This is a genomic window from Pseudonocardia sp. CA-107938 (assembly GCF_050936315.1).
Lineage (GTDB): Bacteria > Actinomycetota > Actinomycetes > Mycobacteriales > Pseudonocardiaceae > Pseudonocardia.
The window spans coordinates 373,428-398,018 of the sequence record NZ_JBNJNA010000001.1; the positions used below are offsets into that span (position 1 = coordinate 373,428).

Annotated in this window: 26 protein-coding genes; 16 read left to right on the forward strand and 10 right to left on the reverse strand. The window is 73.3% G+C overall.

Annotation, left to right across the window (positions count from 1 at the left end; all coding sequences use genetic code 11):
• Positions 1 to 36 precede the first annotated feature (36 nt).
• The 4 genes from ACQEVB_RS01795 to ACQEVB_RS01810 all read left to right on the forward strand — a co-directional run bounded on the left by ACQEVB_RS01795 (position 37) and on the right by ACQEVB_RS01810 (position 5,994).
• Positions 37 to 3,012: a BTAD domain-containing putative transcriptional regulator gene (locus ACQEVB_RS01795; RefSeq protein ID WP_432963909.1), complete on the forward strand. Its 2,976-nt coding sequence runs from the start codon at positions 37 to 39 to the stop codon at positions 3,010 to 3,012.
• A gap of 54 nt (positions 3,013 to 3,066) precedes the next feature.
• Complete coding sequence (locus tag ACQEVB_RS01800; protein ID WP_432980055.1) at positions 3,067 to 4,230, forward strand: FAD-dependent monooxygenase; 1,164 nt, start codon at positions 3,067 to 3,069, stop codon at positions 4,228 to 4,230.
• A gap of 94 nt (positions 4,231 to 4,324) precedes the next feature.
• Positions 4,325 to 4,891 (forward strand): hypothetical protein, encoded by a 567-nt coding sequence (locus ACQEVB_RS01805; RefSeq protein WP_432963912.1) that lies wholly within the window; start codon positions 4,325 to 4,327, stop codon positions 4,889 to 4,891.
• A 56-nt stretch (positions 4,892 to 4,947) separates the two neighbouring features.
• Positions 4,948 to 5,994 carry a class I SAM-dependent methyltransferase gene (locus tag ACQEVB_RS01810; protein WP_432963915.1) on the forward strand — a complete coding sequence of 349 codons (1,047 nt, stop codon included), beginning with the start codon at positions 4,948 to 4,950 and terminating at the stop codon, positions 5,992 to 5,994.
• Here the strand turns inward: ACQEVB_RS01810 and ACQEVB_RS01815 are convergent.
• Positions 5,918 to 6,766: an MOSC domain-containing protein gene (locus tag ACQEVB_RS01815; RefSeq protein ID WP_432980058.1), complete on the reverse strand. Its 849-nt coding sequence runs from the start codon at positions 6,764 to 6,766 to the stop codon at positions 5,918 to 5,920. The genes ACQEVB_RS01810 and ACQEVB_RS01815 overlap by 77 nt on opposite strands.
• 69 nt (positions 6,767 to 6,835) lie before the next feature.
• Positions 6,836 to 7,279, reverse strand: coding sequence for a DUF1772 domain-containing protein (locus ACQEVB_RS01820; protein ID WP_432963918.1), 444 nt, complete (start codon positions 7,277 to 7,279; stop codon positions 6,836 to 6,838).
• Between the two features lie 81 nt (positions 7,280 to 7,360).
• Between ACQEVB_RS01820 and ACQEVB_RS01825 the strand changes: the two genes are divergently transcribed.
• The 5 genes from ACQEVB_RS01825 (at position 7,361) to ACQEVB_RS01845 (ending at position 12,140) form a co-directional block, all read left to right on the forward strand.
• Entirely contained in the window at positions 7,361 to 8,044 is a 684-nt protein-coding gene (locus tag ACQEVB_RS01825; protein ID WP_432963921.1) for a VOC family protein, read from the forward strand.
• Positions 8,045 to 8,402: 358 nt separating this feature from the next.
• The gene (locus tag ACQEVB_RS01830) at positions 8,403 to 9,380 is read left to right on the forward strand and encodes a hypothetical protein (protein ID WP_432963924.1); all 978 of its coding nucleotides are present in this window, start codon (positions 8,403 to 8,405) and stop codon (positions 9,378 to 9,380) included.
• Between the two features lie 201 nt (positions 9,381 to 9,581).
• On the forward strand, positions 9,582 to 10,391 hold the full coding sequence (locus ACQEVB_RS01835) for a hypothetical protein (protein WP_432963926.1): 810 nt from the start codon (positions 9,582 to 9,584) through the stop codon (positions 10,389 to 10,391).
• A 63-nt stretch (positions 10,392 to 10,454) separates the two neighbouring features.
• The gene (locus tag ACQEVB_RS01840; protein WP_432963929.1) at positions 10,455 to 11,045 is read left to right on the forward strand and encodes an ATP-dependent Clp protease proteolytic subunit; all 591 of its coding nucleotides are present in this window, start codon (positions 10,455 to 10,457) and stop codon (positions 11,043 to 11,045) included.
• A 69-nt stretch (positions 11,046 to 11,114) separates the two neighbouring features.
• On the forward strand, positions 11,115 to 12,140 hold the full coding sequence (locus ACQEVB_RS01845; RefSeq protein WP_432963932.1) for a 6-phosphofructokinase: 1,026 nt from the start codon (positions 11,115 to 11,117) through the stop codon (positions 12,138 to 12,140).
• A gap of 161 nt (positions 12,141 to 12,301) precedes the next feature.
• Here ACQEVB_RS01845 and ACQEVB_RS01850 read toward each other — a convergent pair whose 3' ends face one another.
• Together ACQEVB_RS01850 and ACQEVB_RS01855 are read right to left on the reverse strand one after the other, a co-directional pair.
• Entirely contained in the window at positions 12,302 to 12,901 is a 600-nt protein-coding gene (locus tag ACQEVB_RS01850; RefSeq protein WP_432980061.1) for a DUF4126 domain-containing protein, read from the reverse strand.
• A 25-nt stretch (positions 12,902 to 12,926) separates the two neighbouring features.
• Entirely contained in the window at positions 12,927 to 13,352 is a 426-nt protein-coding gene (locus tag ACQEVB_RS01855; RefSeq protein WP_432963935.1) for a MarR family winged helix-turn-helix transcriptional regulator, read from the reverse strand.
• 65 nt (positions 13,353 to 13,417) lie between these two features.
• Between ACQEVB_RS01855 and ACQEVB_RS01860 the strand changes: the two genes are divergently transcribed.
• The gene (locus tag ACQEVB_RS01860) at positions 13,418 to 14,053 is read left to right on the forward strand and encodes a maleylpyruvate isomerase family mycothiol-dependent enzyme (protein WP_432963938.1); all 636 of its coding nucleotides are present in this window, start codon (positions 13,418 to 13,420) and stop codon (positions 14,051 to 14,053) included.
• Here ACQEVB_RS01860 and ACQEVB_RS01865 read toward each other — a convergent pair.
• The gene (locus ACQEVB_RS01865) at positions 14,050 to 14,781 is read right to left on the reverse strand and encodes a response regulator (RefSeq protein WP_432963941.1); all 732 of its coding nucleotides are present in this window, start codon (positions 14,779 to 14,781) and stop codon (positions 14,050 to 14,052) included. The genes ACQEVB_RS01860 and ACQEVB_RS01865 overlap by 4 nt on opposite strands.
• A 155-nt stretch (positions 14,782 to 14,936) precedes the next feature.
• On the opposite strand from ACQEVB_RS01865, the gene ACQEVB_RS01870 reads away from it, so the two are divergent.
• Positions 14,937 to 16,415 (forward strand): GAF domain-containing protein, encoded by a 1,479-nt coding sequence (locus ACQEVB_RS01870; RefSeq protein WP_432963944.1) that lies wholly within the window; start codon positions 14,937 to 14,939, stop codon positions 16,413 to 16,415.
• A 188-nt stretch (positions 16,416 to 16,603) separates the two neighbouring features.
• Here ACQEVB_RS01870 and ACQEVB_RS01875 read toward each other — a convergent pair whose 3' ends face one another.
• Together ACQEVB_RS01875 and ACQEVB_RS01880 are read right to left on the reverse strand one after the other, a co-directional pair.
• On the reverse strand, positions 16,604 to 17,830 hold the full coding sequence (locus ACQEVB_RS01875) for a DUF222 domain-containing protein (RefSeq protein WP_432963947.1): 1,227 nt from the start codon (positions 17,828 to 17,830) through the stop codon (positions 16,604 to 16,606).
• A 378-nt stretch (positions 17,831 to 18,208) separates the two neighbouring features.
• Positions 18,209 to 18,712 (reverse strand): DUF2000 family protein, encoded by a 504-nt coding sequence (locus ACQEVB_RS01880; RefSeq protein WP_432963950.1) that lies wholly within the window; start codon positions 18,710 to 18,712, stop codon positions 18,209 to 18,211.
• A 70-nt stretch (positions 18,713 to 18,782) separates the two neighbouring features.
• On the opposite strand from ACQEVB_RS01880, the gene ACQEVB_RS01885 reads away from it, so the two are divergent.
• Positions 18,783 to 19,241: an Lrp/AsnC family transcriptional regulator gene (locus tag ACQEVB_RS01885; protein WP_432963953.1), complete on the forward strand. Its 459-nt coding sequence runs from the start codon at positions 18,783 to 18,785 to the stop codon at positions 19,239 to 19,241.
• Positions 19,242 to 19,299: 58 nt separating this feature from the next.
• Positions 19,300 to 19,584: a hypothetical protein gene (locus ACQEVB_RS01890; protein WP_432963956.1), complete on the forward strand. Its 285-nt coding sequence runs from the start codon at positions 19,300 to 19,302 to the stop codon at positions 19,582 to 19,584.
• On the opposite strand, the gene glmS is transcribed toward ACQEVB_RS01890, so the two are convergent.
• Positions 19,571 to 21,397: a glutamine--fructose-6-phosphate transaminase (isomerizing) gene (gene glmS / locus ACQEVB_RS01895; RefSeq protein ID WP_432963959.1), complete on the reverse strand. Its 1,827-nt coding sequence runs from the start codon at positions 21,395 to 21,397 to the stop codon at positions 19,571 to 19,573. The two genes, ACQEVB_RS01890 and glmS, sit on opposite strands and share 14 nt — an antisense overlap.
• A 27-nt stretch (positions 21,398 to 21,424) precedes the next feature.
• Positions 21,425 to 21,694 carry a hypothetical protein gene (locus ACQEVB_RS01900; RefSeq protein WP_432963962.1) on the reverse strand — a complete coding sequence of 90 codons (270 nt, stop codon included), beginning with the start codon at positions 21,692 to 21,694 and terminating at the stop codon, positions 21,425 to 21,427.
• Positions 21,695 to 21,773: 79 nt separating this feature from the next.
• Between ACQEVB_RS01900 and ACQEVB_RS01905 the strand changes: the two genes are divergently transcribed.
• From ACQEVB_RS01905 to ACQEVB_RS01915, 3 genes are all read left to right on the forward strand, one after another.
• Positions 21,774 to 22,352, forward strand: coding sequence for a nitroreductase family protein (locus ACQEVB_RS01905; protein WP_432963965.1), 579 nt, complete (start codon positions 21,774 to 21,776; stop codon positions 22,350 to 22,352).
• 15 nt (positions 22,353 to 22,367) lie between these two features.
• Entirely contained in the window at positions 22,368 to 22,817 is a 450-nt protein-coding gene (locus ACQEVB_RS01910; RefSeq protein WP_432963968.1) for a pyridoxamine 5'-phosphate oxidase family protein, read from the forward strand.
• A gap of 90 nt (positions 22,818 to 22,907) precedes the next feature.
• A complete protein-coding gene (locus ACQEVB_RS01915) occupies positions 22,908 to 23,855 on the forward strand; it encodes an LLM class flavin-dependent oxidoreductase (protein WP_432963971.1) in 948 nt (315 codons plus the stop codon).
• Positions 23,856 to 23,857: 2 nt separating this feature from the next.
• On the opposite strand, the gene ACQEVB_RS01920 is transcribed toward ACQEVB_RS01915, so the two are convergent.
• Entirely contained in the window at positions 23,858 to 24,559 is a 702-nt protein-coding gene (locus ACQEVB_RS01920) for a CAP domain-containing protein (RefSeq protein WP_432963973.1), read from the reverse strand.
• Positions 24,560 to 24,591: the final 32 nt, after the last annotated feature.

The window sequence follows — 24,591 nt, forward strand, 5'->3', positions numbered from 1 at the left end:
TGACCTGCGCAGCACAGGCGTGCCACGATCTCCGACGTGCAGTTCGCGATCCTCGGCCCGCTCGCGGTCACCGGGGACGACGGCGCGCCGATCACGGTCGGCGGACCCCGCCCGCGCGCTCTGCTGGTGCTGCTCGCGATGGCGGCCGGACGCACCGTGGGCGTCGACCGGATCGTCGACGGCCAGTACGGCGAGCACCCGCCCGCCGGGGCCGCCAACGCGGTGCAGGCGCACGTGTCGCGGCTGCGCCGCGCGCTCGGCGGCGACGCGGTCGAGTTCGGCCCGGGTGGCTACCGGCTCGCCGTCGATCCCGACGACGTGGACGTGGCACGGTTCGCCCGGCTCGCCGCGGACGGGCGGGCGGCGCTGGCCGCCGGACGGCCCGCGGACGCGGCCCGTCTGCTGCGCGCCGCGCTGGCGCTCTGGCGGGGCGACCCGCTGTCCGACCTGCCGGATTCCCCGGCCACGGCCGCTGCGGTCGCCGGTCTCGCCGAGCTGCGCGTCGGCGCGGCCGAGGACCTCGCCGAGGCCGAGCTCGCGCTCCCGGGCGAGCCATCGATCGCCGAGCTGCGGGAGCTGGTGGCCGCGCACCCGCTGCGGGAACGGCTGCGCGGACTGCTGGTCCGGGCGCTGCACGCCGCGGGCCGGCAGGCCGAGGCCCTCGCCGAGTACGAGCGGGTCCGCCGGCTGCTGCGCGCCGAGCTGGGCACCGACCCGTCGCCGGAGCTGGCGGCCGTGCACCGCGCCCTGCTGCAGGCCGACCGACCGGCGGCCGGACCGCGCCGTCGGGTACCCGCCGCCGTCAGCACGTTCGTCGGACGCACCGCCGAGCTGGCCCGGCTCGCCGACCTCGCCGCCGGTGCGCGGCTGGTCACCGTGCTGGGGCCGGGCGGCACCGGCAAGACCCGGCTCGTCACGGAGTGGGCGCCGCGCACCGCCTGCTTCGTCGACCTCGCGCCCCTCACCGACTCCGCGCAGGTGCCCGCGGCGGCGCTGGTCGCGCTCGGCCTGCGCGAGCCGGGGTTCGGTGCGCCTGCCGACCCGGTCGGGCTGATCGGCACGGCGCTCGCCGCCGATCCGGCGGTGCTGGTGCTGGACAACTGCGAGCACGTGCTCGCCGGCGCAGCCGGCCTGGCGAGGGCGGTCCTCGGCGCCGCGCCGGACGCCCGCGTCGTGGCGACCAGCCGGGCACCGCTCGGTGTCACCGGCGAGACGTTGCTGCCGCTGACGCCGCTCCCGGTCGACGACGGCGCCGTCGAGCTGTTCGTCCAGCGCGCCGCGGCGGTGCGCCCCGGGTTCGCCCGCACTGCCGACGTCGACGCGATCTGCGCCGCCCTCGACGGGCTCCCGCTCGCGATCGAGCTGGCGGCCGCCCGGCTGCGGCAGCTGCCGGTCGGGGCGGTGGCACAGCGGCTGGCCGTCGACCCGTTCGGCCTGCTCGGACGCGGCGACCCGACCGTCGCCGAACGGCACCGCAGCCTCGCCGCCGTCGTCGAGTGGAGCTGGGCGCTGCTCAGCCCGGCCGAGCAGCAGCTCGCGGCGGCCTTCGCCGTGTTCTCCGGCGGCGCGACCCTCGACGCCGTCGAGGGCGTCTGCGGGCAGCGGATCGACGAGCTGGCGATGCTCGTCGACCACAGCCTCGTGACGACCGACGGGCAGCGCTACCGGATGCTGGAACCGATCCGGCGGTTCTGCGCAGACCGGCTGGCCGAATCCGGTGCGGAGCCACAGCTGCGGGCTGCACACGCCGCGTACCACCTGCGACTCGCGCAGGAGGCCGACCCGCACCTGCGCCGGGCCGAGCAGCTGGACTGGCTGGCCCGGCTGACCGCGGAGGAGGCGAACCTCGACGCGGCGCTGGCCTGGGCGGTCGAGCACGACCGGCCGACGGCGTTCCGGCTGGTCGCGGCACTGTCGGCGTACTGGTGGCTGTCGGGACGGGCCACCCGGGGCGCCGCCGCGGCGGCCGCGTTGATCGCCGGGCCGGTGCCCGACGGGGTCGACGAGGAGTACGTCTCCTGCGTCATGCAGGCGGCGCCGCGGGCAGGCGCCGAGCACTGGACGCGCGCCCGCGAGGTGCTGGCCACGCTCGACCACCCGCTGCGGTACCCGTTCGCCGCCGCGCTGTGGGGGATGACCGCGGGTCCGCCGGAGGAGGGCACCGAGAACTACACCGTGCGGCTCGGGGCCGACCCGTGGAACGACGCGCTCATGCACCTGTCGCAGGTGTTGCTGGGCGTGCTGCGCGGGAGCCCGGCCGACGGCGAACGCGAGATGGAGTCCGCGCTCGCCACGTTCCGTAGGCTCGGCGACCGCTGGGGCACAGCGCAGGCGCTGGACTGGCTCGCCGTCGTCGACGGGTGGCGCGGCCGCTGGGCGTCGGCGTACGCGCGCTGGAGCGAGGCGCTGGTGCTGCAGGGCGAGCTGGGCGCGGTCGACGAGTGCGCGCAGCTGCTGTGCCACCGCGCCGAAGCGCTGTTGCGTCACGGCGACACGGACGCCGCCGAGGCAGACCTCCGTGCGGCCGAGGACCTGCTGCGCCGCGCCGGGCGGGCCGCTCCCTCGGCCGAGGCGCGGCTGGGCCTGGCCGAGGTGACCGTGCGCCGCGGCCGGCCCGCCGACGCCGCCGCGCTGCTCGCGGAACTGCCGTCCGACGGGCCCGACGTCCGGTACGGCGTCCGCGTCGCGGTGGCTCTGGGCCGCCTCACCGCCGACCCCGAGCAGTTCCGGCAGGCGCTGGCGGACGGGATCGCGTCACCGCTGCGCTCCGACCTCGCCGACGCCGTCGAGGGCGCGGCGGGCGGGATGGCGAGTGGGGCACGCGCAGCGGAGCTCCTCGGCGCAGCGGCGACCATGCGCGGGCTCGCCATCGCCGGGGACCCCTACGTGGCGGCCACCACCGCAACGACCCGAGCCGAGCTGGGCGAGGAGGGCTTCGCCGAGGCCTACGCCCGCGGCGCAGCGCTGGACCGGGCGGCAGCCGACCGCCTGGTTGCCGACCTCCTGTCCTGAAATCGCTGTCAGTGCACTGTCAGCGGCCGGTTCCAACCTCTGCTCATGACCAAGCTGCTGAACCAGACCGTGCTCATCTCCGGCGCCAGCATCGCCGGGCCGTCGCTGGCCTTCTGGCTGGAGCGCTACGGCGCGACGGTGACCGTGGTGGAACGCGCGCCGGCCCTGCGCCCGGGCGGGCAGGCGATCGACTTCAAGGGGGCGGTGCACCGCCAGGTGCTCGAGGCCATGGGTCTGTGGGACGCGATCGCGGCCCGGCAGACCGGCGGTCAGGACCAGACCGTCGTCGACGCCGACGGGCGGGCCCTCGCGGTGCTGCCGGGCGACGTCACCGGCGGGGAGCTGGAGATCCGCCGCGGCGACCTCGCGGAGATCCTCTACGAGGCGACGCGCGAGACCTGCGAGTACGTGTTCGGCGACGAGATCACCTCGCTGACCGAGACCGCCGACGGCGTGCACGTCACGTTCGCGAAGGGGGCGGCACGCACGTTCGACCTGGTGGTGGGCGCGGACGGGATTCACTCGGCGGTGCGGCGGCTGGCGTTCGGGCCGGAGGAGCAGTTCGTGACCTACTCCGGCTGGTACTACGCGCTGGCCGACCTGGGTGTGGCCGGCGACCACCTCATGTACAACGAGCCGGGCCGCATGGTCGCGATCGGCGGCTCCAAGGCGCCCGCGTTCTTCGTGTTCGCCTCGCCGCAGCTGAGCTACGACCGCTACGACGCCGAGCAGCAGAAGCAGGTGCTGCGGGAGGCGTACGCGGGCGGCCGGTGGCGGATCCCGGAGCTGCTGGACCGGCTACCCGAGGCGGCGTCGGTGTACGTGGACTCGATCAGCCGGGTCTCGATGGACCGCTGGTCGTCGGGCCGGGTCGTGCTGCTCGGCGACGCCGGGTACGGGTCGACGCTGGCCGGGTTCGGTTCCGGGCTGGCCGTCGTGGGCGCGTACGTGCTGGCCGGGGAGCTGCTGGCGGCCGACGGCGACCACGTCGTCGCGTTCCGCCGGTACGAGGAGGTCTTCCGCTCGTACGCCGGGGTGGGCGAGAAGGGCCGGCCAGGGGCAGTGCTCGCGCCGCGCACGCGGATGGGCATCCGGGCGCGCAACCTGATGCTGCGCACGGCCTGGATGATGCGGCTGACGCTGTGGATCACCGACCGCTTCGCCACGGCCGTGGAGCTGCGCGACTACCCCGCGCTGGCCCGATCCCGCCAGGTTTAACCCTCCGCTTGCCTGCAGGGGCTGCCGGTCTTACCGGTCGTTCCGTACCGTCGGAACCAGACACAGGAGACCGTGACCGGCGAGGGGGTGCTCGATGCGTCGCTTTCCCGCTGCGCTCTCCGGCACTGCCTCCGGGATCGGGTTCGGCCTGCTGACCTGGAGCATCGCCCACGTCGCCACGCTGATCGGCTTCGCGCACATCCACCCCGGCTTCGTCGTGCACTACCACGGCTGGGCCGGCCCGCTCGCGATCGCGGTGCTGATGCTCGCCGTCACGTCGCTGGTGGCGGTGGGCAGCGCGCTGCGGCACCCGCCGGCGCGGGTCGCCGGATGGCAGAGCGTTGTGCAGGGTGCGCTGGCACCTGCGGTGTTCGTCGGGGTCGAGTTCGCCGAGTTCCTGGCCGGCATGCACGAGGCGCCGCCGGCGGCGCTCCTGGTCATCGGGTCGCTCGTGCACGCGGCGATCGGTGCGGCGTCCCCGGTGCTGTGGGCGGTCTTCGTCGAGCGGGCACGCCGCCAGGCCGTGACGCCGTTCCGGACGATCCGGCCGGTCCGGCGCCTCGTCGTCCGCGCCGCCCAGCGGACGTGGACGAGCGCGTGGGAGCAAGGACCGTGGAGCAGCCGGGCGCCACCGGCCGGACGGGTGTGCCTCGCCGCCTGACGGCGGCCCCTCGTCCACCAGGCGCCCGTCGGCGCCTCGCCCTTCCGGGACCCTCCATGACCTCCACACCTGTCAACCCGATCACCCGGGCCCTCAAGAGGGGCCTGCGCACCGCGGTCGAGAACGCCAACCCGAACGCCGAGTCCGGGGTGCACATCGACCCGGTCACCGCGGCGCCCGACGAGCTGCCGCAGCAGACCGGTTCGGTGCTGCGGTCCACGCCGGAGATGCGGATGTTCCGGCGTGTGCTGCAGCTCGACGACCGCAGCGTCCGCGACTCCGTGCTGGACGACCTCGCCACCTACCACGACATCTCCACCGAGGAAGCGCGTCTGCGCGCCCTGCACTGGGAGGAGGAGAGCGTCGAGGAGTGGGAGGCCGTCAACGGTTCGGCGTCCGACGAGGCCCGTGTCGCGTTCTACCGCACCCAGCAGTCGTGGGGCTTCGACCTGCTGTGGTGGGCCTACCTGCAGTCGGAGGGCTACGCGGACCCCGCGAGCGTGCTGGCCTACCGCTGGCTGCAGCAGTACTCACCGGGTCGCCGGCACCTGGACTTCGGCTCCGGTGTGGGCGTCACCAGCCAGCTGTTCGAGGAGGGCGGCTGGAAGACGACGGCCGCCGATTTGTCCTCGACGCTGCTGGACTTCGCCCAGTTCCGGCTGCAGCGCCGCGGCCAGAAGGCCGAGTACATCGACCTCGCGGAGAGCGGGCTGCCGGCCGGCGAGTACGACGCGATCACCGCCATCGACACCCTCGCCCACGTCCCCGACCTGTACGGGACGGCGCGGCAGCTGCACGCCGCGCTGGGTCGCGGCGGCTACCTGATCGCGAACTTCGACATCCGCGAACCGAGCCGCGAGACGGTCTGGCACCTGTACGACGACGACCTGCGGGCCCGCTACGACCTGCAGCGGGCGGGGTTCGTGCCGGTCGCCGACCTCGGCTACGGGCTGGTGGCCTACCGCAAGGCCGCGGACGGGCGGACCCGCACGCTACTGCGCAACACGTTCGACTGGTTGACGCTGGTCAGCCCGCCGCGGCGGGCGTTGCGGGCGGTGACGCGGCCGGTGCTGCGGTTGCTGGGGAAGCTGCTGCGCCGCTGACCGGGTCGCCGACCCGGACCCTCCCGGAGCGCAGCACCGCGAACTTGGTGCCGAACACGACACCGCCCGTGGGGTCGCGCCGGTAGCGCGCGAACGCCCGCAGCGGCTCCGGGCCTGCCCGGCGGCCCGTCGCCGGGTCGACGAGGGTGACCGCGCACCGGGCGGCGAGCTTGGTCCAGCCCAGCTCGACATCGCCGACGCGCAGGCGGCGCAGCGCGTCCTCGGCGTACGCGGGTGCGCCGGCGACGACGATGTTGGGACGGAAGCGGGCCATCGGGAGCGGCGCGTCCAGCCGCGCGTTGAGGTCGGCGAGGCTCTCCTCGGCGATCAGGTGCACGGCGCTGGAGTCGGCGTACCCGGCGGTGCCGGGGATCGCCCCGTCGGTGACGCGGTCGTGCTCGGGCGGCGCGGCCACGAGCCGGCTCGGGCGGCCGAGCACCGCGCTCACCCACTCCGCGACGGCGTCGCCCTGGTCGATGCCGGTGAGGTGGTGCTTGAAGAGCACGATCGGCCGGCGCGGCCCGGCACGGTCGACGCTGACGGCGATCGGCTCGACGTCCGGCGCGGCGAGCGCGAGCACGCCGTCGTCCGCCCATGCCGGCCGGATCAGCGCCAGCCGGGGATCGGCGCGCTGCGTGCGGTAGACGCCGTCCGTATCGGTCACCAGGAACTGGCGGTCGCCGGCGAGACCGGCCGGCCCGACGTCCGCCGCCTCGTGCGCGATGCCCGCCGCGCCCTTCACGGTATAGCTGTACAGGGCGGTGACGCGCAGGTCGGGCACTCGGGCCTCCGGGTCGAACGGGCCGGTGCGCGGCTGCGCGGTGGCCCCTCCGGCCCGACGCTACCCGAGCAGCGTGAACGCGACCGCCGCGCCGATCGACGCGACCGTGCGGACGTGGTTGGCCACCATCCACCGCGGTCGGAACGCCCGCCACGCCTCGGCTCCGCCGCCGCGCGCCCGGTCGAGCGCGTTGTTGAGCGGGACGTTGACGACCATCGTCAGCCCGAACGTGGCGAGCACGTAGAGCACCGCACCGATCCACGCGAGCGGCGCAGCCGGCGTCGTCACGACCACCGCGACGCTGACGAGCGCCGTACCCACGAACACCAGCAGGAAGATCGGCCTCTGGATCACCCGGTTGATCGCCTGCATCCCCGCGACCGTCTGCTCGATCGGCAGCTGCTCGAGCGAGGCGACGATCGTCGTGGAGAAGATCAGGAAGATGCCGCCGATCAGGCCGGAGCCGATGGCGGCGACGAGGGCGAGGATCTGCGCGAGGGCCATGGCACGAGCCTGGCGAACCGGGCAGCGGCGCGGAATGGATATCGCTCGCACGGCCATCATCGAGCGTCTACGGTCGCGGAGGTGGCGGCGCTCGCGCGGTACAAGGACCTCTGCATCGACGCCGGGGACGCACCCCGCACGGCCCGGTTCTGGGCCGCCGCGCTCGGGCTGGACCTGGCCGGCGACAAGGGTGGCCCATGGCTCCTCACCGGGCCCACTCCCCAGCACGCGGTGTGGGTGAACCCGGTGCCCGACCCGCACACGGTGAAGCGGATGCACCTGGACGTGCACTGCGCCTCGATCGACGAGCTGGTGGCGCTGGGCGCGACGGTGGTGCGGGAGCTGCCGCGCTGGACGATCATGGCCGACCCCGAGGGCGGCGAGTTCTGCGCGTTCGTCCGGGCCGAGCCGCCGCAGCAGCGCCTGTACGAGCTCGTGCTCGACTCGACCGACCCGGTCCCGCTCGGCCGTTGGTGGGCCGAGGTGCTCGGCGCGGGCGAGGTCGAGGAGGACGCCGACTCGGTCGGCCTCGGCAAGGTCCCGGGCGCACCGTTCGAGTACCTCGTCGTGGGTGCCGTCCCCGAGCCGAAGACGATCAAGAACCGGGTCCACATCGACGTGGTGGTGGAGCCGGACGGTGGGCTTGCGGCGCTGGTCGAGCGGGGTGCGACCGTGCTGCGTGAGCGAACTCACGACACTCCGTGGACCACGCTCGCCGACCCGCAGGGCAACGAGTTCGACGCGTTCGAGATCGCTGCCGGCTGATCTCGGAACGATTACACCGAGTGGAGCAGTCCACCGGCCGTTCGTCGCGCGACGCGCCACGGTCGGCCGATCGAACCGGCCGTAGACGGGCATCTCGCCGGCGGGTTGCCTAGCGTTCCCTCTCGGATCCATGACGGCACGGTCACGGAATGGACACGGGGCACTCCCCAGCCCCGCCGGTACCCCCGAACCGGGCGTCCAACCGCGCCGTCGATCCGGAAGGCAGGACGTGGCTCGGCATCGCTCCCCAGGTGGCCGAGGCACGTACCCCGTCCCGACGGCGTCCGTCATCGGCCGCCACTCGCTGGACGACGGTACGCGCCAGTCGGTCGCCGAACTGCTCCGCTCGGCATCCGCAGTGGCGGTCCTGGACCGCCCCGACAGCGACGAGCCGGAGAGCTCCGCACCCCGGATCCCCGCACCGCGCGCCGGTGCCGGCATCGTGCGCCTGCCGGCCCCGGAGCCGGTGGACGAGTTCCCCGGCGAGTTCATCGACGTCACCACCGGCGAGCTGGAGGCGATGTTCGCCGAGCCGTCGGCGCCCGGCCCGACGCCCGCCGGGCTGTTCGAGCCCGCTGCGCCGCCGGACGAAGCACCCGAGCAGCAGCGCCGCGGCCGCCGGCTCGGCACCACCGCGGTGGCGATCGCGGGCGGCGCGCTGTCGATCCTGACGGCCACCGTGCCCGTCGACGCGTTCGCCGGCTACGGCGCGGCGGCGCTGACCGCCGACGCGTCGACCGACTCCGCAGAGGCGAGCACAACGGGCGCCGCGACCGACGCGCTGCCGCCCGTCGCCGACCCCGGCGGGATCGCCGCAGCCGTGGCGCAGGCCCACCAGCAGGTCACCGACCAGATCACGGCCGCGGAGGCCGGCCTGGAGGTGGCGCGCCAGAAGGCCGAGGCCGAGCGCGCGGCGGCCGCTGAGAAGGCGAAGGCCGAGGCGGCCGTCGCCACCCAGCGCAACTGCGGCGTCAGCGAGGCCGGGCTCGGGCCCGTCAAGCCGTTCGTGCGCACCGCAGCGCAGTTGCTGGGCTGCAAGTTCGGCAAGCCGACGATGTACGGCGTCGCGGGTCGCGGCGGCGTGTCCGACCACCCGGGCGGCAAGGCCGTCGACTTCATGGTCAACCGGTCCACCGGCGACGCGCTCGCCGCCTGCGCGCTCAAGAACAAGGCCGCGCTCGGCATCACGTACGTGATCTGGCGGCAGCGGATCAACTTCGGCCAGGGCTGGCAGGGCATGGAGGACCGCGGCGGCGTCACCGCGAACCACTACGACCACGTCCACGTCTCCTTCGGCAACGGGGCGAGCGGGACCTCCCTGCAGGGCTGCGGCTGATCTTCGGGGCTGACTGCGGCCGTTCGGCGCAACGCGCCGAGCACTTGTCTCACACTGCGTGTTGATACGTGCGCATAACGTGACGGTTTCGCTATCGTCCCTGCGCATCGACCCGGCTCCCCGCCGGACACCGGGCCACCTGGCCCGCCGGTTCTCCCCACCGGTCGTCCGCACGGGTCGTGCGCAGAGAAGAGGCACGTCGTGTCCCGGCACCGCTCCCCCGGCGGGCGCCACCGGGGCGCGGGCCGGCCGGTCGAGGGTCACGACCCGGTCGACATCGCGACCCGGCGCACCCGCAGCGCGCCCCGGCACCGTGCTGCGTCCGCGGTGCAGCACGGGATGGGTGCCGCGGCAGCGGGGGGTGTACTCGCGGCCATCGCGCCGACGATGCTGGTCGGCACCGCCATCGGCGGCGACGCCGCCGACGCGAGCACGTCGCTCGCCCTCGCCTCCGACGACCGCCGCGACGTGCCGCTCCCCCCGATCCGCGACGAGCTCGGCCGGCGCGTGCTGGCCAGCATCGCCCCGGTCACCGCGCCCGATGTCGAGCCGGAGCAGGCCACCGTCTCGTCCCTGATCAAGGCCGCCGGGCTCGACGACGCCGCCCAGAAGGCGGAGGAGGCGGTGCACTGCGCGGTCCGCCTGCCGCAGCTCGGCCTGGTCAAGCCGTGGGCGAAGGAGGCCGCCCAGTTCATCGCCTGCCTCTTCGACGAGCACGACGTGCTCGGCATCGGCGGCCGCGGACGCGTCTCGGACCACCCGCGCGGCCTCGCCGTCGACTTCATGACCCGCGGCGAGGACGGCGACCGCATCGCCCGCTGCGTCCTCAGGAACCAGGAGGAGCTCGGCGTCTCGTACGTGATCTGGAAGCAGCGGATCAACTATGGCCAGGGCTGGGAGCCCATGGAGGACCGCGGCAGCATCACGGAGAACCACTTCGACCACGTCCACGTGTCGTTCGAACCCCGCCCGGGCACCGGCACCCCGGACCCCACCGTCTGCTCAGGGTGAACGCCGCACGCCGCCGGTGAACCGCCGCCCGCGCCGGCCCGTGCCTGCCTAGCGTCGGGCGGCATGCACCTCTCCGAGCACACCCCGCCCCCGGCCCTGCTGCACGTCGGCGACCGCCGCTGGTGGTCCGACCCCGACGCGGCGGACGCCGCCGTCAGCGATCAGCTGCTGGCCGAGCGCATCGTCGTCGTCGCCGGCGAGCTCGACGACACCGCCGCGCACCGGCTGGTCTCGCGGCTCCTGCTGCTGGACGCCATAGACGCGCGCCGCGACATCACGCTGCACCTCACCGGCGCCGGCGGCACGACGGCCGCGGCGCTGGCCGTGCGGGACGTGCTCGGCCACGTCCGCGCCGACGTGGCCACGTGGGCCGTCGGCATCGTGTCCGGGGCCGTGCAGGTGCTGCTGACCGCCGGCACCCCCGGCAAGCGTTACGCGCAGCCGCAGGCGCGCATCCAGCTGCGCAGGCCTGCGCTCGGGGGCTCCGCGGGCATCCACGACGAGCTGCGCGCGCAGCTGACGGCACTGGCGGCCGGCGACGCCGGACGACCGGTCGCCGATCTGTCCGCCGACCTCGACGAGGGCCGCTGGTTCACCGCGGCGCAGGCGCAGGCCCACGGCCTGGTCGATCATGTCGGACGCGAGGTCGGGTAGCCGCCGCGCCGTCACGCAGCAGCCGCTACCGTGAGCCCGGTCACGAGCTTCTGCATCGATGGAGAATCCATGCGCGTCGGCGTGCTCACCGGGGGCGGGGACTGCCCCGGTCTCAACGCGGTCATCCGGGCGATCGTCCGCAAGGGCGTCCCCGAGTACGGCTACCAGTTCGTCGGTTTCCGCGACGGCTGGCGAGGCCCGCTCGAAGCCCTGACGAAGACCCTCGACATCCCCGCCGTGCGCGGCCTGCTGCCCCGCGGCGGGACCATCCTCGGCTCGTCGCGCACCAACCCGTTCGCCATCGAGGACGGCGTCGAGCGGATCAAGGCGAACCTGCAGAACCTCGGCGTCGACGCGCTGATCGCCATCGGCGGCGAGGACACCCTGGGCGTCGCCACGAAGCTGCACGAGCTCGGCGTCAACGTCATCGGCGTGCCCAAGACGATCGACAACGACCTGTCGGGCACCGACTACACGTTCGGGTTCGACACCGCGGTGAACATCGCGATGGAGGCGATCGACCGGCTGCACAGCACGGCCGAGTCGCACCACCGCGCGCTCATCGTCGAGGTGATGGGCCGCCACGCCGGCTGGATCGCGCTGCACGCCGGCATGGCGGGCGGCGCCAACGCGATCCTGATCCCGGAGGTCCGGTTCGACATCGAGCAGGTCTGCAAGTGGGTCGAGGCCCGCTTCCGGCTCGACTACGCGCCGATCATCGTCGTCGCCGAGGGCGCGCAGCCCAAGGAGGGCACCGACGTGCTGGTCAGCGGCGAGAAGGACGCGTTCGGGCACGTCCGGCTCGGCGGGGTGGGCGACTACCTGGCCAAGGAGATCGAGGCGCGCACCGGCAAGGAGGCCCGCACCACGGTGCTCGGGCACGTCCAGCGCGGCGGCACGCCGACCGCCCGCGACCGCTGGCTCGCCACCCGCTTCGGCCTGCACGCGATCGACGCGGTGTCGCAGGGCAAGTGGGGCCACATGACCGCGCTGCGCGGCACCGACATCGTCATGGTGCCGCTGGCGGAGGCGACCAAGCAGCTCAAGACCGTGGACCCGAGCCTGTACAGCGAGGCCGAGGTCTTCTTCGGTTAGGAGGGTGCTGAAAAGCTCCGGCCGTAGCGAGCGGCGTCCAGGTGGTGTCATCGCAAGGCGCGCGGATGCGGCGATACCGCTGTTGTATCGACGCATTCGCGCAACGCGGCGAGGGCGCCGCCTGGGCGTCGCGCAGTAGGCCCGAGCTTTTCAGCGCGCTCCTAGGGGGTGGCCGGGGCCGACCGCTTCTCCCGCCACGCCTGGTAGCGGCGGTAGCCTCGGCGCACCCGGGTCCACAGCAGCACGAGCAGCACGATCCCCAGCACGAGCAGCACGCCTGCGACGACGATCGCGACCTGCGGCGCCAGCACGGCCGCGGTCGTCACGCCGGCGACGGCGACGTCCTCACCGATGCTCACCCCGATGTTGGTGACGGGTTCCGGCGAGGTGTTGACGATGAGCCGCAACCCGCCCTTGACCAAGTGGCTGACCAGCGCGGCCGCGCCGCCGCTCGCGGCGAGGACGGCCTGGGTGAGGGTGGGCGCGTCGGGCACGGCGAGCAACCCGATGACCACGCCGACCGTGGGGCGGATCGCGGTGGAGATCGCGTCCCACAGCGAGTCGACGTACGGGATCTTGTCCGTGACGAACTCGAGCAGGTAGAGCACGGCAGCGACGATCAGCACGTCCCAGCGGGTGAACGCCTCGGGCACCATCTCGAAGCCGCCGAAGCGGCCGAGCAGCCCGAGGATGATCACGCACAGGTACGCGTTGACCCCGCTCGCCCACCCGCTGGCGAGCACGGCAGGCAACAGCTCCATCCCCACGCGGCCAGGTTAGCGCCGCTCAGGCCCACGGATCGGTGATCTCGCGCAGCGCGGTGAGCGCGCTGCGCATCTCGTCCATGCGCGCGTCACCCAGGTGAGCCCGCCACTCGGCCTCGATCTCGGCGACCACGTGCGAGGTGTGCGCGACGGCTTCGGCTCCACGGGCGGCGACGCGGACCAGCCGGGCGCGGCCGTCGGCGGGGTCCGGAACGCGCTGGACGTAGCCCTGCCGTTCGAGCTGCTCGACGAGGAATCCGGCGGTCTGCTTGGTGACGCCGGCCTGCTCGGCGAGGTCGGTGGTGCGACTTCCACCAGGGGCGATGCGCTGGAAGACACGGGCCTGCGCCGGGGTGATCGCGTAGCCGGCGGTGGCGAGCGCGGCGAACACGCGCTGCTCGAACGCGCGGTACGGGATGAACAGCAGGAGCCCGGTGTTGAGGTCCACCCCTTGACGATAGTACGAGAGACTGTCTTAATTTGGTCAGATTCTCTGACTTGTTGGAGCGGGACATGGACGCCGACACGATCTGGGCGACCGTCGCCACCGAGCGCCGGTACCTCGCCGACGTCCTCGACGGCCTGAGCGTCACCGACTGGGATCGGCCGTCCCTGTGCAGCGAGTGGCGCATCCGCGACGTCGTCGCGCACGTGGCGTGGACGCCGCAGCCGCCTGGTCCGTGGGACATGCTGACGGCGGCCGTCCGGCACCGGTTCGCGTTCAACGCGATGAACCGCGACATGGCGATCGGGTTCGCGCAGGAACGCACCCCGCAGCAGCTGGTCGACCAGCTGCGCCGCTACGCCGACGTCCACCGCAAGCCGTTCGTCACCACGATGGACAACCTGCTGTTCGACACGGTCGTGCACGTCCAGGACGTGGCGATGCCGTTCGGGATCGAGCACGCGGTGCCCGAACCGGTCACCACCGCGGCGCTGGACCGGGTGTGGGCGATGGGCTGGCCGTTCCACGCGCGGCGACGGCTGCAAGGCCTGCGGCTGGTCGCCACCGACACCGGCTGGACCGGCGGCGCGGGCCCGGTCGAGGTGCGTGGGCCCGCCCTCGCCCTGCTCCTGACGATGACCGGCCGCCCAGCGGGGCACGCGCAGCTCGATGGCCCCGGCGTCGCGGAACTGGCGAACCGCTAGACGATCCCCTGCCGCGTCGCGGTGTAGACGATCTCGGTGCGGCGGCGCACCTCGAGCTTGTCGCGGAGGTTGCGCACGTGGAACTTCACCGTGGCCTCGCTGATGACGAGCCGGCGGCCGATCTCGCGGTTGGACATGCCGACCGCGAGCAGGCGGAGCACCTGGTTCTCCCGCTCGGTGAGCGTGGCGCTGCCGAGGCTGCGCGGCGCGTCGGCGGTCCGCGGGTCGGCGCCGCGGAACAGCTCGGTGACCGGCGCGCTCGTGCCCGCCGGCGCGTCGAACACGCTCTCGCCGCGCAGCAGGGCGTGCGCGGCGCGCTGGATCTCGGCGGTGTCGGCGGTCTTGCGCAGGTAGCCGTGCACGCCGGCGCGCATCGCCCGCATCGTCACGGCCCGGTCGCGGCGGGCGGTGAGCAGCAGCACGCGCACGCCGCGGTGGCGTTCCAGCATGAGCCGGGCCAGGTCGATGCCGGCGGCGTCGCGGCCGAGGTCGAGGTCGACGATGAGCAGGTCCGGCGGGACCCGGTCGGCGACGACGAGCGCGTCGCGGGGGCTGGCGGCCTCTCCGACGACGGAGAGCAGCGGGTCCGCGGCGAACAGCTGGCGCAGGCCGTAGCGCACGATGGGCGAGTCGTCGACGACGAGCACGCGGGCGGCGCGGCGCGGCGCCTCGGCGGCCGAGCGGTCCAGGACGGTGATCCGGTTGCCGAGAGCGACGTCCGAACTCATGCAGCCTCCCAGGTCCCGGAGCACCAGTGCTGGCGGGAGCGTAGGTCGGCCCACGTTGCGCACACGTTGCACCGACCGCACGTGAGGTTGCCCCGCAGGTCCGGCTGGGTGAAGATGGGCCGGTCGCGGGGCCACGCAACCTCGGAGCACCCTTCATGACCGATGACGGTGAGCGGGACCCGTTCGCGCGCGCACGCGCCCTGAGCAGCACTTTCGAGGCCGTTCTCGCAGGTGATCGGGCTGCGCGCCCGCCCAGGCCGCTGATCTCGGCGTCGTGGGAGCGCAGCCTCGCCGCGCACGTCGACCCCGACAAGCACCTGCCGCCGATCGCGATCCCCGAGACCGACGTTCCTGAGCTGCGGAAGACGCATCCGCTCAACGAGGTGATGCCGCTGCTGCGCAACACGCTGGTGAGCATCGCCGACGAGGCCATGCACGTCATGCTGGTGACCGACGCCGACGGCACCATCCTGTGGCGGGAAGGAGCCGCGTCGCTGCTGCGGGTGGCCGACGACTCCGGCCTGGTGCCCGGGTTCAGCGTGGCGGAGGAGGCGATCGGCACGAACGCGATGGGCACCACGCTCGCCGTCGACGCGCCGGTGTCCATCCACTCCGCGGAGCACCTGGTCCGCACCTTCCACCGCTGGACGTGCGCGGCAGCTCCGGTGCACGACCCCGATACGGGCGCGATCCTCGGCGCGATCGACATCACCGGGCCGCTGCACACGGTGCACCCGGCGATGATGCAGCTGGTGGCCGCCACGGCCCAGCTCGCGGAGAACCAGCTGCGGGTGCGCCTGGCGATCGCCGACGAGCGGCTGCGGGTGCGCAACATGCCGCACCTGCGCAGCCTGCTGGGCCGGTCGGGGGCGCTGCTCAGCCCCAGTGGGCGGGTCATCGCCGGCGAGCCGTACGGGGGCTGGCCGGCGCGGGTGACGATCCGGCCGGACGCCGACACCGTCCAGCTCGCGGACGGCCGCGAGATGCTGATCGAGCGGCTCGCGGAGGGCTACCTGCTGCACGCGCCGCGCACGGCGGCGCCGTCCCGGCACCGTTCGGCGTTGTCGCTGCGGTTCATGGGCGAGCAGGCGCCGCGGCTGATCCTCGACGGCGAGGTCGTGCCGCTCACGCTGCGCCCGGCGGAGCTGCTCACCGTGCTCGCGCTGCACCCGGACGGCCTGACCGCGGAGCGGCTCGCGCTGGCCCTGTACGGCGAGGACGGCAACCCGACGACGGTGCGCGGCGAGGTGCTGCGCCTGCGCGGGCTGATCGGCGCGAACGTGCTGCGCACCCGCCCGTACCGGCTCGACGCCACCGTCGACTCCGACTTCGACGCCGTGCGCCGCGCCCTGCGCGCCGGCCAACCGCTGGAGGCGCTGCGCGCCGGCGCCGGCTCGCTCCTGCCCCGCTCCGACGCCCCCGAGATCCGCGAGCTGCGCGACGAGCTGGACGTCAACCTCCGCCGCGCCGCCCTCACCTCGGACGACCCCGACACCCTCGCCGAGTACTGCACCCACGCCGCAGGCCGCGACGACCTCGAAGCCCACGAGCTGGCACTGCAACTCCTCGCTCCCGACGACCCCCGCCGCTCCCAGCTGGAGTGCCGCTGCCGCTCCCTGCAGGCGGAGAGCTGACCGACTAGTCCTCGGGGCTCCGCCCCGAACCCCGGCCCTCCTCTGGTGGAGCGGGGAACGAGCGGGTCGGCTCCACCGCCGATCGGTCGCCCTGACGGGATGCCACAGCCCCAGCCCTGCGGCGTTGCTGCGCACGCCCGATCGACGGTGGAGCGTCACACCGTGCCGTGGGCACAGCGGTGCTCCGGTCATGGCGCGGCCCAGAGGTCGGTCATCCAGGGTGGCGGGATGAACTCCGGTTTCCCGGACGACATGTCTATTCGCCACTCGGTCGAATGGATTTGATCATGGTGTTGGCAGCAGAGCATGACCAGGTTGTCCAAGGCGGTGGCGCCGCCGTGTTGCCACTCGATCACATGATGGACTTCGCACCACGATGGTGGTCGATCACACCCGGGGTGGGCGCAGCCGTGGTCGCGCAGGGCAACCGCCCGGCGCAACCAGGGCGGGACCAGGCGGTGGGTGCGGCCGACGTCGAGGGGTTGGCTGTCGCCGTCGAGCACGACCGGGACGAGGTGGGCATCGCACAACAGGCGCCGCAACTGTCCGGGGGTCAGTTGTCCCCCGGTGTCCAGCATCGCTGTGCGGGCCCGGTCTTCCAGATCGTCGAGCCGGATGGTGACGGTGACCCGGGGGCGTTCCCCACCGACCTCGCCGGAGGCGCCGTGGTCGAGGACGAACCCGCAGATCTCCGCCAGAGCGGCGGCGTTGCGCTCCGCGCTGGTGGTGCCGCGGTTGTCGGGTGTGGGGCGGGTGCGGGCCTCGATCGCGGTACGGATCGCGGTGAACGCCAGCGGGTCCTCGAACTGCCCGCGCAGCCACCCCGACCCGTCGGGGTTGGCGCCCATGTGGAGTTCGTTGCGGCCGGGCCGCTCATCGGGTTCGGGCCCGTCCAGGTCAGCGGCGGCGAGCAGCTCTTGGCCCATGATGCGGACGTCGTGCGGGGTGAAGCTGCGGGCCGCTTCGCCGAGGCTGGCCTCGATCGCGATCCGGTCGGCGAGGCTGATCCGGGAGGCGGGGCGGGAGTTCATCAACGCGGCGATGGTCTCGACGTGCCGCATCGTGGCCGCACCATCGGTGAACGCCGCCGCGGTCGCGGGCAGCACCGGCTCCAACGGAGCGCCGTCCAGGGCGACCCGCGGCCCAACGTGTTCGGCGACCGTGACATGCCGCCGGGCGGTGTCGTGGTCCCAGCCGAGCAGATCCTTCAACCCCGCGACGGTGGTGCGGTAACCCTTCTCCGCCAGGGAGCCGTCGCGTTCGACAGCCGCGATGGCGGCGACCTTGGCCCGGTCGACCTGCCGTGACACGCCCTCCAGAACGAGGAGCGCGGCGAGGGGGTCGGGGCTGTCGGAGAGGGCCGTGAACGCCTGCTCGATCAGGCTCGTGGCCTGGGCGAGCGGGTTCTCGGTCATACCCCTGATTCTACTCGAACACAGGTTCGAACGATGGCCGATTATCGCAGGTCAAACGCCGTTTGGCGCTGGGCGCGAAGCACGCCGTCGGCATCGGGGATCCTCGCAGAAGCTGAGGCGTCGTCGCAGAGGTTCGAACTCCTGCGAGGACCACCGAACCTCTGCGAACTCACCGGATCCCCGCGAAAGAGGCTCCACCGTCGGTCGGGCGTGCACAGCAAGGCCGCAGCGCCGGTGGGGAGGCAAGCACGCGGTATCGCTTGCCTCCCCACCGGCGATGTGGCATCCCGAAGGGCGACCGACCGACGGTGGAGCCGGCCCGAAACAGCTCCACCGGAGGGAGGCACCGGGGCCCGGGGCAGAGCCCCGGACAGAACCTCAACCACCGAAGGCCGCACCCGAGACCACGGCCGAGACCGGTGAAGCCCCACCAAGTAACCCCTCCACCACCCCCCGAGGCCCAACGACCCCGACCGCGAGATACCGCAACTCCCCCCGCCGCACCTCCGCCAGGTACTCGTCATAGACCCGGGCCCGCGAAACCGCCGCGGGAACGTCGACGACAAGCACTTCCTCGGTAGCGACAGCCACGTCCCGCATCGCGACGAGCGAGGCCCCCGAGGCAGCGCGCACCGAACAACCGCCCCACGGCAGCCCAGGGTGGACGGAACCGCCGGCGTCCGTCGCGTCGGGTCCGAGGAGTCCGGCGACGCGCGGCGACGTGGCGGCCGCGACCAACGCCGCCGCGGTGGCGGCCGACGCCGGCGGCAGCGTCTCGTCGACGACGATCACCCAGGCGAGTCGGGCGTGTTCGGCCGGCTGGTCGGTGCGGATCTCGTCGGTGTCGAATCCCGGGTAGCTGGCGTAGACCGTGCGGCTCATGGCCGCAACGCTAATCATGAAGACGGGCGAGGAAGGCGAGATCCGTACGAAGTACGGATAGCGTGCCGCCATGACCCCTCTGGACGAACTTGATACGGCCATCCTGCGCGAGCTGCAGCGCGACGCACGGCGCACCAACCGCGACGTCGCCGCCGCCGTCGGGGTGGCGCCCACCACCGCCCTGGACCGCACCCGCGCGCTGCGTGAGCGCGGGGTGATCCGCGGCGCCCGGCTTGTGGTCGATCTCGCCGCGATCGGGCGGCCGGTGCAGGCGCTGGTGGCGGTGCGGATCCGGCCGCCGTCCCGGCCCGTCATCGAGGGGTTCCGCAACTGGGTGTCGCAGCTGCCCGAGGTGCTCGGGGTCTTCGTGACGACGGGCACGGAGGACTTCCTCGTGCACGTGGCAGTGGCCGACAACGAACGCCTCTACGCGTTCGTCATCGACCGGCTCACCCAGCGCCGCGAGGTCGCCGACGTGCGCACGTCCGTGGTCTACGAGCACCTGCAGGCGGGACTCACCGGGTCATGACCGCGCAGCCCGGCGTCGAGTTGATCACTCGACGGACGGAACGCGACGGGCACGTGTGATGACCGGGGCGGTGGACGGCACCGGCGAGTCGTACGCCGTGGAGCCGAAGTGGGCGGGCGGGATCGACCTGAGCTCCGTCGGCCGGGACAAGCGCGCCTCGTCGATCAAGAACGCGCGCACCGGTACCGGCCCGACGGCCACGCTGTACCTGTACTCCGGCAGCGCCGAGACCTGCTGGAAGCTGCATGCGACTGTCGCCCCCGGGGTCGGCAAGGCATTGCCACCCGGGGTCGACAACCACCTCGTACAACCTCTGCCCGTAGCCGCGGCTACTCCACCGTGACGCTCTTGGCGAGGTTGCGGGGCTTGTCCACGTCGCGGTCGAGCACGACCGCGGCGTGGTAGGCCAGCAGCTGCAGCGGGATCGACAGCAGGATCGGGTCGAGCTCGGGCTCGTTGCGCGGCACGACGATGGTGCGGTCGGCGATCTCGACGGGCAGCTCGCGGTGCGCCAGCGCGATCACCGGGCCCTTGCGTGCCTTGATCTCGGACAGGGTCGAGGTGTTCTTGTCGAGCAGGTCGTCGTCGGGGACGATCGCGACGGTCGGCATCTCGGGGCTGATCAGCGCGAGCGGGCCGTGCTTCAGCTCGGCCGACGGGTAGGCCTCCGCGTGCACGTAGGAGACCTCCTTCAGCTTCTGCGCGCCTTCCCGCGCCACCGGCCAGCCGCGACGGCGACCCACGAACATCACGCTCGCCGCCTGCGCGACGCCCTTGGCGACGTCGGCGATGTGGCCCTCGGTCTGCAGGATCTCGGTGATCTGCTCGGGCAGCCGCTGCAGGCCGGCGATGATCCGCCTGCCGTCGCTGGGCGAGAGGTCGCGCATGCGGCCGAGGTGCAGCGCGAGCAGCACGAACGCCGTCACCGTCGACGTGAACGACTTCGTGGCCGCCACCGACATCTCCGGCCCGGCGTGCAGGTAGATGCCGCCGTCGACCTGCCGGGCGATCGTCGAGCCGACGACGTTGATGATCCCGATGACCCGCCCGCCCTTGCGCTGCAGCTCCTGCACGGCGGCGAGGGTGTCGATGGTCTCGCCGCTCTGGCTCACCGCCACGTACAGCGTGTCGGGCTCGACGACGGGGTTGCGGTAGCGGAACTCCGACGCGGGCTCGGCGTTCGCCGGCACCCGCGCGAGGTCCTCGATGAGCTGCGCGCCGAGCTCGCCCGCGTAGCAGGCGGTGCCGCAGCCGAGGATCTTCACGCGCTTGATCTCGCGCGCCTCTCGCACGGTGAGGTTGAGCCCGCCGAGGTGCGCGGTGTCGAAGCGCTCGTCGAGGCGGCCGGAGAGCGCGCGGGCGATGGTGCGTGGCTGCTCGTTGATCTCCTTGATCAGGAAGTGTGCGTTGTCGCCGATCTCGGCGCCGACGACGTCCCAGTCGATGGTGGACGGCGACTTGGCGGTGGAGCGGTCGTCGATGGTGAAGGTGCGGTAGCCGGTCGCGGTGATCGTGGCCAGCTCGCCGTCGTCGAGGTAGACGACCTGGCGCGTGTAGCCGACGAGCGCCGCCACGTCGGACGCGACGAACATCTCCTTCTCGCCGACGCCGAGCAGCACCGGGCTGCCGTTGCGGGCGACGACGATGCGGTCGGGGTGCTCGGCGTCGAGCACGGCGAGCCCGTACGCGCCGACGACCTGGCGCAGCGCCTGCCGCACCGCCTGCTCGAGGTCCTCGGCACCGGCCTTGAAGGCGGCCGCGACCAGGTGCGCGACGGTCTCGGTGTCGGTCTGCGACGTGAACTCGACGCCGTCGGCGACGAGCTTGGCGCGCAGCTCGTCGGCGTTCTCGATGATGCCGTTGTGCACGACCGCGATGCGGCCGGCCATGTCGACGTGCGGGTGCGCGTTCTCCGGCGTCGGCTCGCCGTGGGTGGCCCACCGGGTGTGCCCGATGCCGGGCGCCCCCTTGAACCGGGCCGGTAGGTCGGCGGCGAGGTCGGCGACGCGACCCGACACCTTGCGCACCTTCAGCCCGCTGCGGGTGCTGACGGCGACGCCGGCCGAGTCGTAGCCGCGGTACTCGAGCCGGCCGAGGCCCTCGATCAGGATCGGGGCCGCGTCCTGCGGGCCGACGTATCCGACGATGCCGCACATGGGTCTTCCTCTCGATGGGGAGCGAGATCAGCCGTACACCATGCGACGCAGCTGGCGAGGCGACAGCTCCGGCGGGGCGAACCGCCGGCTCGCGAGCTCGGCGCCGAGCACGGTGAAGATCTGGTCGTTGGTGTGGCCGCCGCGCTGGAGCTCGGTGTGCCGGCGCTTGACGAACTCGCGCACCGGCTCCGCGAAGTACGCCACGACCTCGTCGACGACGCGGGCCGCCTCGCTCGAGCTGAGCGGGGTGGTGCGCGTCAGGTGGTCGACGAGATCGGCGTACGGACCGCGTGGCACGCGACGACTCTGCACCCTCCGGCCACGAAACGCCAATTTCCTGCCCGAAATCGGGCACAGATCTGGTTAGGTCGGCGTCATGGAGTTCCAGGACGTGGTCCGTCGCCGCCGCATGATCCGCACCTACACCTCGGAGCCGGTCTCCGCGGAGAGCCTCGCCCGCATCCTGGGCAACGCCGTCCGCGGCCCGTCCGCCGGCTTCTCCCAGGGCCAGGCCTTCCTCGTGCTCGACGGGGAGCCGCTCGCCCGCTTCTGGGCCGTGGCCGGCCACATGGCCGCGCCGACCGTACGGGCCGCCCCGCTGGTGATCGTCCCGCTCTCGTGCAAGCGCGCGTACCTGGACCGCTACGCCCGGCCGGACAAGGGTTGGACCGACCGCGACGAGTCCCGCTGGCCGGTGCCGTTCTGGCACATCGACACCGGCATGGCCACGCTGCTCATCCTGCAGACCGTCGTCGACGAAGGGCTGGGCGCGCTGTACTTCGGCCTCGCCCCGGACGCCGTCGCGCCGTTCCGCGCGGAGTTCGGCGTGCCCGACGACCACGAGCCGATCGGTGCCGTCGCGATCGGGCACCCGGCGCCGGACCCCGTCGTGACCTCGCCGTCGCGGATCCGCCGCCGCGACAAGGCCGATGTGGTGCACCACGGCCGCTGGTGACTATAATCCACAACCATGGTTGTTGAACTCAGGGACGAGTTCGTCCACGTCGCACACCGCATCGTCTGGTGCACCCTCGCGACCGTCGACGCGGCGGGCCGACCGCGCTCGCGCGTCGTCCACCCCGTGTGGGAGCGCGCGGGCGACGGCCTCACCGGCTGGCTCTACACCCGGCCCACGACGCCCAAGATCGGCCATCTACGACGCACGCCCTACGCGTCCTGCTCGTACTGGGACCCGCAGCACGAGGTGGCCGTCGCCGAGTGCGCGGCCGAGCTCACCGGCGACCCTGCGACCCGCCGGCACGTGTGGGACCTGGTCACCGGCCTGCCCGAGCCCATCGGGTTCGACCCGCGGATCATGGGTGTCACCGACGTCGACGACGAGGGCGTCCTGCTCCTGCGCCTCACCCCGTGGCGGCTCGCCACCGGCGGGAAGGCCTGGCGGGCGCCCGCGGCCGCCTGACCAGGCCGTCTACCGCCGGGCGAAGGCAGCCAACGCGGCCGCATCGGCGTCTGCGGAATAAATGGACGCCATGTCCACTTACCTCTCGGCATGGACATGAACAGGATCGGGATCGTCTTCGGCAGCCTCACCCCGCCGGAGCAGCTGGCGGAAGGCGCCGCCCTCGCGGAGCAGCTCGGCTTCGGTGAGCTCTGGTTCTCCGAGGACTGCTTCTTCACCGGCGGCCTGTCCGGGCTCACCCAGCTCCTCGCGGCGACGCGGTCGGTGCCGTGCGGGCTCGGCCTCGCCAGCGTCATGACCAGGCATCCCGCGATCCTCGCCATGGAACTCGCCGGGCTGACCCGCATGCACCCCGGCCGCGTGCGCGCCGCCGTCGGGCTCGGCAACAGCCACTGGCTGCGGCAGCTCGGGCTGCTGCCGGACCGGCCCCTCACCGCGGTCACCGAGACGTTCGACGTGCTGCGCGAGCTGCTCGACGGCGCCACCGTCGACCGCAGCACCAGCACCCACGAGCTCCACGACATCAGGCTGGAGTTCCCGCCCGCGCAGCCGCCGGAGCTGTGGATCGGCGCCGTCAACGAGCGCGCGCTCCGCGCGGCAGGTCCGCGGGCGGACGGGGTGCTGCTGTCGGTGCTCGCCGGCCCCACCTACGTGCGCTGGGCCAAGCAGCAGGTCGCCGCCCCGCGCCCGCTCACCGCGTTCGTACTCGCCTCCGTCGCGGACGACGACCGCACCGCCCGCGACGCCGTGCGCGACGCGGTCGGGTTCTTCCTGCGGGCCGAGGCGCACACCGCGCTCGTCGGGCGGTCGGCGCACGGTGCCACGATCCGCGAGCGGGTCGCGCGGCTCGCCGCCGACGAGCCGCTGGTCGTCGAGGACGCCTGGGTCGACGAGTTCGCCGTCGCCGGCACGGCCGACACCGTGGCGGCGCGGCTCGCGGAGCTGCGCGCCGCCGGGGCCGACTCGCTGGGCCTGTGGCTGTTCCCGCCCGAGCACCTCACCGACCAGCTCGAACGTCTCGCCGCGCTCGGCGGCTGACGTCAGCGGGTGCCCATGTCGACGGTCCAGTAGTGCCCTCCGGAGCCACCGGCGACGTGGCCGGCACCGGCCTCCGCCAGGCTGCAGTTCAGGATGAGGTTGCGGTGCCCCCAGTTGAACGGCGCGTCGTCCTGCATCCAGAACCGCACGGCCGCTTCGGCGGTGGGGAACCCGGTGGCCACGATCTCGCCCCGGCCGGCGTTGTAGCCGGCAGCGGCGATGTGGCCGCCGTCCTCCCAGGCCAGGGATCCGTTCGGGTCCTTGTGCATGTTCGGGAAGGTGTTCACCACGTCGATCGGCTGACCGGCGAGGTACTTCGTGTGCTCGAGGGCGACGCGTCCCAGCGCGCTCGACCGGGCGAACGGCGCCGGGCACGCCGCCATGGTGGCCCCCGACGTGTCACCGTGCGGCGGGTACTTCTCCGGGTGCAACCGCGCGTCGTTCACCGCGACGAGCAGCGGGTCCGGCGCCCGGCCCAGCCGCTTGATCGGCTTCGGCGACGGTGCGGGCGGCGGTGCGGGCTGAGGCCCGAACAGCGGCACGCACGACCCGTCGGGGTACTTCGGCCCCGGACAGTCGCCTTCCGTCACGACGGCGGCCGGGGCTGCGGCGAGCGCGGTCGCGGGCATCAGCGCGCCGCCGACGACCAGCGCGGCCGTCAGTGCCGCGGTCGCCAGCAGCCGAGGTGCAGGCAGCTTCCTCATGGTTCCTCCCAGGGCTCCCGAGGCGTCGGCCG